Here is a 13468-nt window from a genome sequence, read left to right as displayed (position 1 = left end):
GACTTCTGTGACTAGGATCACCGCTTGGCGGCGGCATCCCCTAGCGAGATACGCCGTCCTGATTTTGGCGTTGGCGCTGGTCGGGATGGCATACACCGCTTTCGTCCAGGCGGGTAAGCCTGCCGACGCGGCATTGGCGGCGGGCAAGGTCGACGACGTGGCCGAGGGCAAGAGCCTGTTCGTGGCGCACTGCGCGAGCTGCCACGGCACCAACGCCGAGGGCACCGAGACGGCGCCCACGCTCATCGGGGTCGGTGCCGCGGCCGTCGACTTCCAGATGAGCACGGGCCGCATGCCCGCCGCCAACCCTGGGCCCCAGGCGCCGCGCAAGCCGCAGCCGGAGTGGGTCACCCCGGAGAAGATCACGCAGATCTCCGCCTACGTGCAGTCGCTCGGCGGCGGCCCGCAGGTGCCGGGCGCCGAGCAGGTCGACCCGAAACTGGGCGACGCGGGCAAGGGCGGTGAGCTGTTCCGCGCCAACTGCATCCAGTGCCACAACTGGGCCGGTGCCGGCGGCGCCCTGACGCAGGGCAAGCACGCTCCCAACCTCAACGAGGCGACCCCCACGCAGATCTACGAGGCGATGGTCACCGGCCCGCAGGCGATGCCGGTCTTCAACGACACGACGATCACGCCCGAAGAGAAGCGCAGCATGATCGCCTACATCACGCAGGTGCGCGCGCAGAAAGACCCGGGAGGCTTCGGCCTCGGGCGGATCGGTCCGGTCACCGAGGGTCTCGTAGCGTGGATCGTGGGTCTCAGCGCCCTCGCACTGGCCGCCATCTGGATCACCGCGAAGAAGCGACAGAAGTCATGACAGACAACGAGCACGAGATCGAGCAGCCGGACGAACGCGTTCCCAAGCGCGTCATCGGCACCCCCGCGCCGGGCACCTCGATGCTCGGCGCCACCGAGAAGCCGCAGGAGGCCGGCCAGGAGGTCCCCGGCGTCACGCTGCAGGACGAAGCCAAGGCCCGCAAGGCCGAGAAGATCGTCGCCCTGTGTTTCATGATCACGTTCCTGGCGGCGATCGGGTTCATCGTCTCCTACGTGGTCTTCCAGGTCGGCGGGCCCGAGGCGACCGGGGTGTCCAACTTCGCGCTGGGCAGCACCCTGACCGTGGCGATCCTGGGGCTGGCGATCGGCATCGTGGTCTGGGTCCGCCAGATCATGCCGAAATACTCCCTGGTCCAGGAGCGCCACGAGATGGCCTCCGCCGCCCCCGACCGCGACGTCGTGGCCGAGACGTTCGTCCAGGGCGCCAACGAGAGCGGCTTCGTCAAGCGCAAGCTGCTGCGCCGCACGCTGCTGCTCGCGGCCGCGCCGCTCGGCCTGGTGCCGCTGGTGCTGCTGCGCGACCTCGACAACAGCAAGATGCCCGGCGCCAAGTTCAACGAGACGCTGCGCCACACCGTCTGGGGAGAGAAGACCAAGGAGGGCAAGCCGCTCAGGCTCGTCGTCGAGGGCACGGGCCAGCCGATCCGCGCCGCCGACTTCAACTCGCCCGGCGGCATCCTGTCGGTCGTCCCCGAGGGCTACGAGCACGACCTCAACGCCCTCGCCAAGGCGACGCTGATCCTGATCAAGTTCCGTCCTGAAGAGATCAAGAGCGGCACCCGCCAGAACTGGACGCACGACGGCATCGTGGCATATTCCAAGATCTGCACCCACGTGGGCTGCCCCGCTGCCCTCTACGAGCAGAACACCCACCACATCCTGTGCCCCTGCCACCAGTCGACGTTCGACGCCGCTGACGGTGCCAAGGTCATCTTCGGTCCTGCGGCCCGGCCGCTGCCGCAGTTGCCGATCACCGTCGACGCCGAGGGCTATCTCATCGCCCAGCACGACTTCGAGGTGCCCGTCGGCCCCAGCTACTGGGAGCGCGGTGACGCCGAGGCCGCGGTCAGGGAAGGAGGCCAGACGTGAGCGAGCTCACGAATGTTCCGAAGGCCGTCTCCGGGCCCTCGACGTTCCTCGACGACCGCCTCGGCGGCGCGAACTTCCTCAAGCGCAACCTGCGCAAGATCTTCCCCGACCACTGGTCGTTCCTCCTGGGCGAGATCGCCCTCTACTCGTTCATCATCCTGCTGCTGACCGGTACGTTCCTGACGTTCTGGTACAAGCCCAGCATGATGGAGATCGCCTACGACGGCTCGTACGCGCCGCTCAAGGGCGTCATGATGTCCGAGGCCTACGCGTCGTCGCTGGAGATCAGCTTCGACGTCCGTGGCGGTCTGCTGATCCGGCAGATGCACCACTGGGCGGCCCTGATGTTCGTCGCGGGCATGATGGTCCACATGCTCCGGGTGTTCTTCACCGGCGCCTACCGCAAGCCGCGCGAGCTCAACTGGATCATCGGCGTGCTGCTGCTGACGCTGGCGCTGGCCGAGGGCCTGACCGGCTACTCCCTTCCCGACGACCTGCTCTCCGGCGCCGGTCTGCGGATCACCGAGGGCGTGGCGATCTCGCTGCCGCTGGTCGGCACGTACATCACGTTCTTCTTGTTCGGCGGGGAATATCCGGGTGAGGATGTCGTCGCCCGGTTCTACTCGCTGCACATCCTGCTCATCCCGGGCATCCTGCTGGCGTTGATCTCCGCCCACCTGGTGCTCATGTGGGTGCAGAAGCACACCCAGATGCCCGGCAAGGGGCGCGACAACAAGAACGTCTTGGGCGCGCCGTTCTACCCGGCCTTCATGGCCAAGGGCGGGGCGTACTTCCTGTTCACGCTGGCCGTGGTCACGGGCCTGGCGACGTTCGCCCAGATCAACCCGATCTGGCTGTTCGGCCCCTACACGCCCGCCGACGTGTCGGCCGGCTCGCAGCCCGACTTCTACATGGGCTTCCTCGAAGGCGCGCTGCGCATCATGCCCGCCTGGGAGATCAACCTTTTCGGCACATCCCATGCCGGCACGCTGCCGTTGAGCGTCATCATCCCGGCGCTGGTGCCGATGGGCATCATCATGACCGGTCTGGCGCTCTATCCGTTCCTCGAACGCTGGGTGACGGGCGACAACCGCGAGCACCACATCGCCGACCGGCCGCGCAACAACCCGCACCGCACCTCGATCGGCATGTCGGCCATCGCGTTCTACGGTGTCCTCTGGCTGCTCGGCGCCAACGACGAGATCTCGGCGTTCTTCCACATCAGCCTCAACTGGACGACCTACGCGGGACGGGTGCTGATCTTCGTGGCGCCGGCGCTGACGTACATGATCACCTATCGCATGTGCCTCGGCCTGCAGCGCTCCGACCAGGCGATCATCTCGCACGGTGTGGAGTCCGGCGTGATCAAGCGGCTGCCGCACGGTGAGTTCATCGAGGTCCACACGACCCCGGCCGACGACATCGAGGCGCACATGCGCGGCAAGGAGCCGGTGCTCATGCTCCCGGTCGCGCCCGACGGCTCGGGCATCCCGCCGAAGGGCATGCGCGGGCCCCTGGGCAAGCTGCGTGCGCGCATGTCCAAGGCGTACGGCGGGGAGAAGATCCCGCTGGACGGCGGGCATGGGGACGGGCACGGGCACGAGGAGGAGCACGCCGCCGTCGGTTCAGCCGACGACGACCACAGCCTCACGCGCTGACGCCGCACACCGTACGGGCCCGGACGAGCACCGCTCGTCCGGGCCCGTCGGCGTCCGCGGCCGTGTGCGGTGGTTCAGGTGGGGCGCCGGGACGGGCCGATACCGCGGCAGGACGTGGGGACGATGCCCTGCCGTGGCCGGGACCCGGGATCGGGTGGGGATCCTGGGGCAACCATCACAGGGGCCCAGGAGAAGCAGGCGATGCGGGAGAACCTGGGGGCACACCCGGGAGCATGTCACCGGCGGCCGGGCTGCGGCGCACGGGGTCAGGGGGCCGGTGAACGCTCGGAGGGGTGGACGCGCCGGGTGGGGTGGTGAACGCTCCGAGGCGGTGGAGGCGCCGGGGTGGGTGAACGCTTCAGGTGAGGGCCGGGGTGGGCGTCAGGAAGTGCTCGGGTGCGGGGGTCAGTCGGCTTCGGGAAAGCCGATGGAGAAAGCCGCTTCGAGGTCGTGCTTGGAATAGGCGCGGAAGGCGATGTGCGTCTCGGTGTGCAGGACGCCTGAGACCTTGTTGATCCGCCCGGGGACGACCTCCGCGATCTCTTCGTACGCGGAGACCCTGACCATGGCGAGCAGGTCGTATTCGCCGGTGATGGAGTAGACCTCGCTGACCCCTTGGATCTCGGCGATCGTCTGGGCGACCTCCGGGATGCGGTCTACCTCTGCCTTGATGTGGACAATAGCCGTGACCATGTAACAACTCTATCGTTTCACCTCAAAGGTCGCCCCTCCCGAGGGCGAGGCCGATCAGGCCACTGGTACGCCAGATCGATGCGCGCCTTGTGCCGGGCCGCCCCCCGGGCGGGCAGGCTCCACTCGCCGTCGACCTCCACCAGCCGCACCCCCGGCGACTCCAGCCAGCGCAGGATGCACTCGGTCTCCTCGGCGCTGGCGGCGTGGACGGGCCCGGGACCAGGAATGACGGACTCGGCGCCGGCCGTCAGCGAAGCGACGAAAGGGGTCGGATGGGCGCCCTTCGGCATGACGCCCGCCGCCGCCAGCCGGCCGTAGCGGATCACGTGGATGTCCCAGCCACCGCCGAAGGCGGGGCTGGCGGCCACTAACTGGGGGATGCGAGTGATGGCGCTCAGCCGCTGCATGCGGGCGGCCGCACGGACGAACGCGGCCAGCCGGTCGCGGTCGATGGAGGCCTCCTCGTAGCGCTGTTCCACCGACAGGCGCTCCATGCGGGCCGACACGGCGGAGAAGACCGGCGACGCGTCGAGCGTCATCGCGCGGCGGGCGCTCTCGGCGTGCACCGCGTATTCCTCCTGGCTGGTCTTCCCCTCGCAGGGGGCACCGCAGCGGCCCATCTCGTGCAGCACGCAGGCCGCCCGCCGGGTGCGCAGCGTGATCGGCTGCGTGCACTGGCGCAGGGGGACCGCCTCGTGCAGGGCGATGCGGGCGTCGTCGGCCAGGCGGGAGCTGCCGAACGGGCCCAGATAGGTGGCGCCGTCGTCCTTGAGCTCGCGCACGATCGACAGCCGCGGGAACAGGTCGGTGGTGAGCTTGAGCCAGACCACCTTCTCGGGGAAGCGGGAACGGCGGTTGTAGCGGGGCTTGGCGCCGCCGATCAGGCGCAGCTCCCTGACCTCCGCCTCCAGGGCGGTCGAGCAGACGATGTGGCGCACCCGATCGGCGATGCCGATCATCTCGCGGATGCGCGGGCGGGTCTCGCTCGCCGTGAAATAGGAGCGCACGCGGTTGCGCAGGTTGGTGCTCTTGCCGATGTAGAGGACCTCGCCGCGCTCGTCCTCGAACAGGTAGACGCCGGGGGCGTGCGGGACGGACTCGGCCAGGTGGCGCTTGCGCTGCTGCTCAGGGGTGGGGGCGCGGACGAACGACTTGAGCTCTTCCAGCGTGTGGACCTGGAACGACCCGGCCCGCTCGATGAGCCCGTGCAGCACGTCGACGGTGGCCCTGGCGTCCTGCAGGGCGCGGTGGCACGGCTCGGTGGAACTGCGGAAGAACCTCGCCAGCGTGGCCAGCTTGGCGTTGGGCGTCTCGTCGCGGGTCAGCACGCGCCGCGCCAGGTCGACGGTGTCGACGACCGGGTTGACCGGCGGGGGATAGCCGAGCGAGGCGCAGGCGGCCTTGACGAAGCGGGTGTCGAAACCGGCGTTGTGGGCCACCAGCGTGGCGCCGCGGATGAACTCGAGAAAGCTCGGCAACACCGCGTCGATCCGCGGCGCGGCCATGACCATGGCGTCGGTGATGCCGGTCAGCACGGAGATGAACGGAGGTATGGGGCCACCGGGATCGACCAGCGTGGAGAACTCGCCGAGCACCTCGCCCGCCCGCACCTTGACCGCGCCGATCTCGGTGATGGCGTCCTCGGCGGGGGCGCCCCCCGTCGTCTCGAGGTCGAACACGACGAACGTGACGTCACTCAGCGGGGTGCCGAGCTCGTCGAGAGTGCCTTGAACCGCGTCCACGAACCAAGACCATAGAGAGGCCGACCGACAGGAACCACGACCGGCACCCGCGATCACCGTGACAGGTCACCGGAGGGGCGTTGTTGTCACCGGGCGGCCAGGCCGCCTACCACCATTTTGTTCAGCAGAACCTCCATAAGTAGTTACCCTTCCCTTTATGTCCGCGGGAAGACTTGCCGGCCGTTACTCCCTGCTGCGCCCGCTGGGCGCGGGCGGCATGGGGAAAGTGTGGCAGGCCAGGGACGAGATGCTTGACCGCGAGGTCGCGGTCAAGGAGCTCACGCTGCCCGAGGGCATGTCGCCCAAGGAACGGTCCGACTCGATCACCAGGGCCGTGCGCGAGGCACAGGCCACCGCGCGGCTGCGTCACCCCGGCATCGTGGCGCTGCACGACGTGGTCGTCGAGAACGAGCGGCCGTGGCTGGTCATGGAGCTGCTGCGCGGGCGCACCCTCGCCGAGACCGTGCGCGAGTTCGGGCCCATGCCTCCCGACTACGCCGCGCGGATCGGCGCCGACGTGCTGGAGGCCCTGGGCATGGCGCACGCCCAGGGGGTGCAGCACCGCGACGTCAAGCCGGGCAACGTGTTCCTGACCGACAGAGGCAGGGTCGTGCTCACCGACTTCGGCATCGCCAGGCAGGAGGGCCAGGCCACCCTCACCGAGCAGGGGCTCATGATCGGCTCTCCCGGGTTCATCGCGCCCGAGCGCCTCGAGGGCCGGCCCGGCGGCCCCGCCAGCGACCTGTGGTCGCTCGGCGCCACGCTCTACGTCGCGGTGACGGGCGGGCCCGCCTACTCCGGTTCGGCGGCCCAGCGGGTACGGGCCACGCTGATGGAGCCGGTCCCGATCGCGCCGGGCCCGCTGGGGCCGCTGCTGGCCGCCATGATGGCGCACCACCCAGCGGCGCGGCCCGACGCGCGCACGGCAGGGGAGGCGCTGCGCCAGGTCGCCGCGGGCGGGGCGGCGCCGCAGTTGCCGGTCACCCAGACCGTGACCGCGCCGACCAGAACGAAGCGGCCCGGCGGCGCGGCCCGCTGGATCGCCGTCGCCGCCGCGGCGGTGGTCGTGGTCGCCGCGAGCACCACGGCCTTCTTCTTCCTGCGGGGGGAGGACGACGGCGTGCCGTCGGCGTTCACGGTGCCCATGGACGTGTGCACCCTGCTCAGCTCCCAGGAGATCGGCAGCGTGCTGCGTACGCAGAGCCCGCCGAAGGGGAGCCCCGACGCCGACGAGGCGGGGCCCAAGTGCGGCTGGCCGCTTTCGGGCAGCGGCGTGGGCCTGCAGGTGCATAAGGACTCCGACACCGTCGATCCCTGGTCGATGACCGATGATTCCGCCCACAGGCTGTTCGAGAATCAGAAGCGCTACTGGGCCAGATACGACGAGGTCTCCTGGTCGTGGCCCGAGATCGGCGTGAAGGACTCCAGGAAGGCCACGCGTACGCCGGTACGGCCGGTCGGCAGCGTGGGCGAGGAGGCCTTCGCCTTCGAGCTGAAGGGCCCCACCGGCCGCGTACACTCCGCTCACGTCTACTACCGGCTGGCCAACCTCGTGGTGAGCGTCGAATACTCCACCCTGGCCAACAGGCCGACCGACGACGACGTCAGGCAGGCGGCGCTGAGGGTGGCGCAGGCGAGCGAACAGGCGTTGCGCAATGCCGGGTGACCTCTACCTGCTGGCGGGCCGCTACCGGCTGCTCGAGCGGCTCGGACAGGGCGGCGCGGGCACGGTGTGGCGCGCCATCGACGAGGTGCTCGACCGGCAGGTCGCGGTCAAGCAGGTACGCGTGCCCGAAGGGCTGAGCCCGCCCCAGCGGGCGGACTTCGCCGACCTGGCCATCCACGAGGCCAGATCGGCGGGACGCCTGCGCGATCCGGCGATCGTGCTCGTGCACGACGTCGTCCTGGAGGGCGACCAGCCGTGGATCATCATGGACCTGGTCACCGGCCGCTCGCTCGACAAGGTGATCAAGGAGCGGGGGCCGCTGCCCGCCGCGTACGTGGCCGAGATCGGGCTGCGCGTCCTGTCCGCGCTGGAGGTCGCCCACGCGCACGGCATGGTGCACCAGGACGTCAAACCGGCCAACATCCTGCTCGACGCCGACGGCTCGGCCATGCTGACCGACTTCGGCATCGCCGCGCCGATGGGCGGGCACGCCGACAGGTTCGGCAGCGCGGGCTCGCCCGGCTACATGGCGCCGGAGCGGCTCAACGAGCAACCCTCAGGCCCGGCCTCCGACCTGTGGTCGCTCGGCGCCAGCCTCTACACGGCCGTGGAGGGCAGGGCGCCGTTCGAGCGGCAGCTGTCCGCGGCGGTCGCGGCGGCGGTGCTGCTGCACGAGCCGCCGTTCCCCGCCAGGGCCGGGCGGGAGCTCGGCGGCCTGCTGATGGCCATGCTCGCGAAGGATCCGGCGGCCAGGCCCACGGCTGCCCAGGTGCGCCACGTGCTGCGCGGCCTGGCCGGCGCCACCACGGGCGCCCACGGCCGGCGGGCGGGCTCGGGGTCCCGGCGCTGGCTGCTGCCCGTGGCGGTCGCGGCCGTCGCGCTCCTGGGCGCGGGCGGCTGGTACGCCGCCGGCGCGCTCGTCGGCGGGCCGGAGACCGGCAGGTTCGCCACGGCTCCCGACCCGTGCACGCTGATCACCGACGCCCAGGCCGGCCGGCTGGTGAAGGGCAAGCCCGAACGCATGCGCAGCAGGCCGGACGAGTGCCAGTGGCTGGTCCGTGACGGCTCGACGCCCGGACGCCGGCTCATCGTGCGCGCCTGGGCGGAGAAGCCGGGCGCCGACCTCGGCGGGCCGCAGGTCGCCCAGCGCCGCTTCGACAGCGAGAGGACCACCCGCACCGCCTCCGAGGGCAGGCACATGCGCGAGCTGCGCGGCGGGATCAGCGAGGTCAAGGGCGTCGGGGAGGCGGCGATCATGCAGAACAAGTTCAAGTTCCATCTCAACAGCAAGGAGAAGGGCTCGTCCGACAGCGTCATCCTCTTCCGGACGAGCAACCTGCTGGGCGAGGTGGTCTGGCATCGTGATGACGTGCCGTCCTCCGACCCCGCTGACAAGGAGCCGGCCGTCGCCGCGGCCCGCCTGGTCTCGGCGGCGCTGGCGAAGTGAACGCCTGCAAGCCTCTCGCAAGGGGTGTGACTACCATGTACCCCCGCACGTCAAGGCAACCCCAGGAGTCTTTGTGAATCCCGGTAGCGAGCACGAGCCGCCTGCCAGCCCTCACCAGGTGCCAGGCAGGCAGTTCGGGCCGCCCAACATGCCGCCCAACATGCAGCCCGGCACGCCACAGAACACGCCACCGTACCTGCCTCCCGCCATGCCGCCGATGTCGCCGCCGCCGCAGCGCCCGCGGCGGCCCGCCTGGCTGCTGCCCACGCTGGCCGCCGCCCTCGTCGTGCTGGTCGCGGCGGGCGGCGTCGGAGCCTACTTCGTGTACGGCAAGGTCGCGGGCACCTCCACGCCGCCGTTCGCGCAACCGGGCGACACGACGGACGACGGGCCGGCGCAACCGGCCGCCACCGCCCCCGCGACCTCCGCCGCGACCTCCACGGCGGCAGCCGCGACGAGGCCCGACGTGTGCGCCATGCTGCCGAAGGACGAGGCCGACCGGCTCGTCCCCGACGCGACCATCGCCAAGAGGTCCCGGGACAGCCACTACACGGTCAGCTTCACCTGCAACTGGCAGAACCAGCGCATCTCGTACGGCGAGTTCTGGCGCAGCAGGGAGATCGACGTCCGGATCGATCAGCACAAGGGCGAGGGCTCCAAGACCGGCAGGGCGATGGCCCAGAACTCCTACGAGGTCGACTACCGCGGCGGCAAGTACGGCGAGACCGCCACCCCGTCGCTCAAGCCCGGCGAGAAGAGTTACACCTCGCCGGTGAAGGACATCCAGGGCGTCGGCGACAGCGCGTTCGCCCAGTACACCTGGCGCCGCGACGGCAAGCTGCTGTGGTACTCGTTCGGCAAGGCCTACGCCCGCGTCGGCGACATGACCATCGAGGTCAAATACCAGGCGAGCCAGCAGCGCAAGGACGCCCAGATCCTGTCCAACGAGACCACCCAGTCGATCACCGAGGCCAACGCGATCCGCGAGGTCTCCAAGCTGGCCGGCCACTTCGCGAAGGGGGTGGCGGCCTGGCAGGCGAAGCATCCCGGCGTGCTGGCCCAGGCGGAGTCGTCGGAGGCCACGGTGTCGCCGAGCGCCACCCCGACGCCCTCGCCGAGCGTGCTGGCCGTCTTCCCCGCCGACTGCTCCGCCGTGACGGAGGCGGCCACGAAGCTCGTGCCCGAGCCCACCACCCGCGCCCGCGGCACCACGGCCGGGGGTGACAACCAGACCGAGTGCCGCTGGCTCAACCTGGACCTGCCCGGCGGGGAGGGCACCAAGAAGATCCGCAGCGCGCTGATCACCGTGCACCGCTTCACCAACCGGGCCGGCGCGGTCGACGCGGCCGCCGCCAAGGCCTACTACGTCAGCGAGTACGGCGGCGACAAGAGCACCGCCGACTCATCGCTCGAAGGCATCAACTGGGGCAAGCTGGCCGAGGTCGACGGGCTGGGCGAGCAGGCCTACCGGCAGTACGTGGAGACGAGGCGGGGAGAGGTCTCGGCGTCCAGCGCCACCGTGACCATCCGCAAGGGCGCCATGGTCGTCAGGGTCGACTACTCGGGCCACCAGCGGCCGGAGGGCGAGGCGACGAACTCGTCCAAGGTCGAGTTCATGCCGGAGAAGGAGGCCATGGCCGGCGCGCTCACCCTGGCCAAGTCCTACATGGCCACGCTGACCAAGCAGCCCAAGGGCAGCTGACCTCACGCGACGCCGCCTCGTCCCCGCCGTCAGGGAGGGGAGGGGCGGCGTTGTCGTGTTCTCCTGACCGGCGGTTCGCATCAACGGTTAAAGAGCCTGCAACCCGGTTGCAAGTGTGACAAATACGGTTAAGACCGCAAGCACTTGAGCCGCGCGATCACGTTTGTCCAGTACAGGGGCATGGGCAAGCGACGGGGGATCTCGCGGCTCATTGCTTTGCCACCGTCTTCCCCCTGACGAGGAACGGCTCCAGCAGGCCGGGCACGGCGCTGGAGGCCAGGTCCAGGCCGGTGCCACGGCCGACGTCCACCACCTCGTAGTGACCGCGGCCGGCGGAGGTGGTGGCCGAGACCGTCAGCAGTCCCGAGAGCCGCTGGAAGTACGACTCGGTGATCGTCCATCCCGCGATGCCCCTGCGGTCGAGCGCGACGGTCCGCCGCACCACCGCGCCACTCCGGCTGACCAGGTGCCGGGCGCCCAGCGCGTGCCCGAGGTTCCTGGCGCCCTCGACGGCGCCCCACATCCCGGCCGCCAGCACCACGACGGGGATCAGCCACACCCAGGCACGCACCCATGGCCACGGCGCCGGCCAGGACGCGGCCCCCGCCGCAACGGCCGCCAGCGCGGCCGCCAGCGCGGTCGCCAGCAGGGCCCGTATGACGCGCCGCCGCCTCGCCGCCAGGGGATGCGGGATCAGCTCGGCACCTGCGTCGAGGACACGCGACACCGGCACGCCGGCCGACGCGACCTCGGCGGCGGGGACGCGCGGCCCCGGCACGCCGGCCGGATGGCCGCCGCCGGCCCCGGCGACCTCGGCGGCGAGCCGCCAGGCCCGGTCACGGGGGAGGGGCGGTGCGAGCGCGGCGGCGTCCTCGGTCTCGTTCGCGGCCTTCTCGCCGAGCCCCGTGGCGACGGTCCTGACGCGGGCGCCGCCGCCCAGCCGGAGCAGCAGCGGCTCGCTGATCTCCACTCCGCGCAGCCTGCGCAGCTCCAGGGTCAGCGACCGGGTGGTCAGCAGCCCGCGGCGCAGCCTGAGCCGGCCGGGCTCGTGCTCCAGGCGGTAGCGGCCCCACGACTCGGCGAACAGCAGCACCGCGCCGAGCACGCCGACGGCCAGGTTGACCGCCAGCAGCAGCGGGACCGCCGTCAGCGGCCGCGCGACGATCCAGCCCCACAGGTCGCCCGCCGCCCTGCTGGTGACCGACTTGAACCCGAGCGCGTTGAGCGGCTTGTAGAGCGCGCCGAGCACCAGCGCGGACGCCGTGAACGTCCACACCGACAACGGCGCGTACCTGATCCACGACCAGCGCAGCTCGGCCAGCGGCCCGTCCCGCGCCTCCCGCTCCTCCTCCCGGCGCAGCAGGGTACGGCGCAGCGTCTCGGCGTCGTTCCTGGCCAGCGGGTCGAGCGTCAGCTCGGTGTGCTCGGCCGCGTGCTCGCCGGTGCCCACCTTGACGACGGTCAGGCCGAACATCCGGAGGACCGGGTCGGCCCTGAGGTCCACGCTGCGCACCCGGTCGCGCGGGATCGAGCGATGCTGGCGCGTGGTGAGGCCCGAGCGCAACTCGAGGCGCTCGGCGGTGAGCCGCCAGCGGGTCGTACGCAACCTGGCCAGGTCATAGGCCGGCACGGCGGCCAGGATCAGCACCGCGGCGCCCACGCAGGCCGCCACGATCCAGCCCGGTTGCCAGTCCAGGCCCAGCAGGAAGCGGGTGAGCCCGGCCACCGCGCCCGCCACGAGTGCCAGCGACTTGGTGCCCGAGACCCACAGGCTCCGTCCTGACAGCCGCCGCCAGCCGTCCTGCCCGTCGCGGTGGCGTGCCGCCTCCGGTGCGTTCCTGTCCTGCCCGCGCAGCCCTGGCGCGTTCATGTGGCGTCCCCGGGCGTCGCCTGCGTGCGGGCGGTCAGGCGTTCGGCCAGTTCGGCGGCCACCTCGTGGTCCAATCCTTCGATCTTGACGGCTCCCGCGGACGAGGCGGTGGTCACCGTGACGTCGGCCAGACCGAACAGTCGCTGCACCGGCCCCCGCGCGGTGTCGACCCGTTGGATCCGCGACATCGGCGCCACCCGCCATGTGTGCGTGAGCCACCCCTTGCGCGTGTAGACGGCCTCGCCGGTGACCTCCCACCGCTCCACCCGGTAGTACGCCCGCGGCGCCACCAGCGCCAGCGCCACGCACGCCACCCCGAACACGGCGACCGCCGCACCCAGCCAGAGCGGCCGCTCGGTGAAGATCCAGTACGCCGCCACGGCCGCGACGGCGAGCGGCGCCATGAGGAGCAGCCACTGCACCGTCCACCACGGGATCACCCGCGGATCGGCCAGGTTGCGCGGCGGCCTCAGCATGGTTGTGCTCATCTCTCCTCCTCCTTCGTCTTCTTCGTCGCGTCGGACGCGGCCAGCAGCACGAAGCCGAGCACCCCGAGCACGATGGCCGCGAACACCTCGTATCCATCGAGGACCGGCAGCAGATTGACCACGAGCAGGTCGTGCGCCCACCGCCACCATCCGAACAGGGCGTTGACCAGGCCGCCCACACCCTGCAGGAGCAGCACCCACCCCGATATCGTCAGAACCGCTTGCATGGCTCCAGCCTCGCCGCGCGGCCGCGCGGCCCGCGTCGGCCGTAGGTCT

General features: G+C 70.9%; 11 protein-coding genes. 6 read left to right on the top strand and 5 right to left on the bottom strand.

Annotated elements, in window-relative coordinates; genetic code table 11:
• The first annotated feature begins 7 nt into the window (after window positions 1-7).
• Genes qcrC through qcrB form a run of 3 tightly spaced genes read left to right on the top strand, consistent with a single transcriptional unit; the run spans window position 8 to window position 3584 of the window.
• On the top strand, window positions 8-817 hold the full coding sequence (gene qcrC, locus ACTWPV_RS12435; protein ID WP_347642612.1) for a cytochrome bc1 complex diheme cytochrome c subunit: 810 nt from the start codon (window positions 8-10) through the stop codon (window positions 815-817).
• Window positions 814-1926 (top strand): cytochrome bc1 complex Rieske iron-sulfur subunit, encoded by a 1113-nt coding sequence (gene qcrA / locus ACTWPV_RS12430; protein ID WP_347642613.1) that lies wholly within the window; start codon window positions 814-816, stop codon window positions 1924-1926. Before qcrC ends, qcrA begins: the two co-directional genes overlap by 4 nt.
• Entirely contained in the window at window positions 1923-3584 is a 1662-nt protein-coding gene (qcrB, locus tag ACTWPV_RS12425; RefSeq protein WP_443151855.1) for a cytochrome bc1 complex cytochrome b subunit, read from the top strand. Before qcrA ends, qcrB begins: the two co-directional genes overlap by 4 nt.
• 405 nt (window positions 3585-3989) lie before the next feature.
• Here qcrB and ACTWPV_RS12420 read toward each other — a convergent pair whose 3' ends face one another.
• Window positions 3990-4277: an Lrp/AsnC family transcriptional regulator gene (locus ACTWPV_RS12420; RefSeq protein WP_132603442.1), complete on the bottom strand. Its 288-nt coding sequence runs from the start codon at window positions 4275-4277 to the stop codon at window positions 3990-3992.
• Window positions 4278-4294: 17 nt separating this feature from the next.
• Complete coding sequence (locus tag ACTWPV_RS12415; protein WP_443151854.1) at window positions 4295-6019, bottom strand: DEDD exonuclease domain-containing protein; 1725 nt, start codon at window positions 6017-6019, stop codon at window positions 4295-4297.
• 157 nt (window positions 6020-6176) lie between these two features.
• Here ACTWPV_RS12415 and ACTWPV_RS12410 point away from each other — a divergent pair, with 157 nt between their 5' ends.
• The 3 genes from ACTWPV_RS12410 (at window position 6177) to ACTWPV_RS12400 (ending at window position 10834) form a co-directional block, all read left to right on the top strand.
• On the top strand, window positions 6177-7685 hold the full coding sequence (locus ACTWPV_RS12410) for a serine/threonine-protein kinase (protein ID WP_443151853.1): 1509 nt from the start codon (window positions 6177-6179) through the stop codon (window positions 7683-7685).
• Window positions 7675-9132: a serine/threonine-protein kinase gene (locus tag ACTWPV_RS12405; RefSeq protein WP_443151852.1), complete on the top strand. Its 1458-nt coding sequence runs from the start codon at window positions 7675-7677 to the stop codon at window positions 9130-9132. Before ACTWPV_RS12410 ends, ACTWPV_RS12405 begins: the two co-directional genes overlap by 11 nt.
• Before the next feature lie 73 nt (window positions 9133-9205).
• A complete protein-coding gene (locus tag ACTWPV_RS12400; protein WP_443151851.1) occupies window positions 9206-10834 on the top strand; it encodes a hypothetical protein in 1629 nt (542 codons plus the stop codon).
• Window positions 10835-11042: 208 nt separating this feature from the next.
• On the opposite strand, the gene ACTWPV_RS12395 is transcribed toward ACTWPV_RS12400, so the two are convergent.
• The 3 genes from ACTWPV_RS12395 to ACTWPV_RS12385 are packed head-to-tail and all read right to left on the bottom strand — an operon-like array spanning window position 11043 to window position 13419.
• Window positions 11043-12704, bottom strand: a complete 1662-nt coding sequence (locus ACTWPV_RS12395; protein ID WP_443151850.1) for a PH domain-containing protein — start codon at window positions 12702-12704, stop codon at window positions 11043-11045.
• Window positions 12701-13192 carry a PH domain-containing protein gene (locus ACTWPV_RS12390; RefSeq protein WP_443151849.1) on the bottom strand — a complete coding sequence of 164 codons (492 nt, stop codon included), beginning with the start codon at window positions 13190-13192 and terminating at the stop codon, window positions 12701-12703. Before ACTWPV_RS12390 ends, ACTWPV_RS12395 begins: the two co-directional genes overlap by 4 nt.
• The gene (locus tag ACTWPV_RS12385; RefSeq protein WP_443151848.1) at window positions 13189-13419 is read right to left on the bottom strand and encodes a hypothetical protein; all 231 of its coding nucleotides are present in this window, start codon (window positions 13417-13419) and stop codon (window positions 13189-13191) included. The genes ACTWPV_RS12390 and ACTWPV_RS12385 overlap by 4 nt, the downstream gene beginning before the upstream one ends.
• Window positions 13420-13468 lie beyond the last annotated feature (49 nt).

It is taken from the genome of Nonomuraea sp. KM88, from assembly GCF_052245635.1.
In the GTDB taxonomy this organism is placed as follows: Bacteria; Actinomycetota; Actinomycetes; order Streptosporangiales; family Streptosporangiaceae; genus Nonomuraea.
This window is presented reverse-complemented; position numbering and strand designations above follow the sequence as displayed.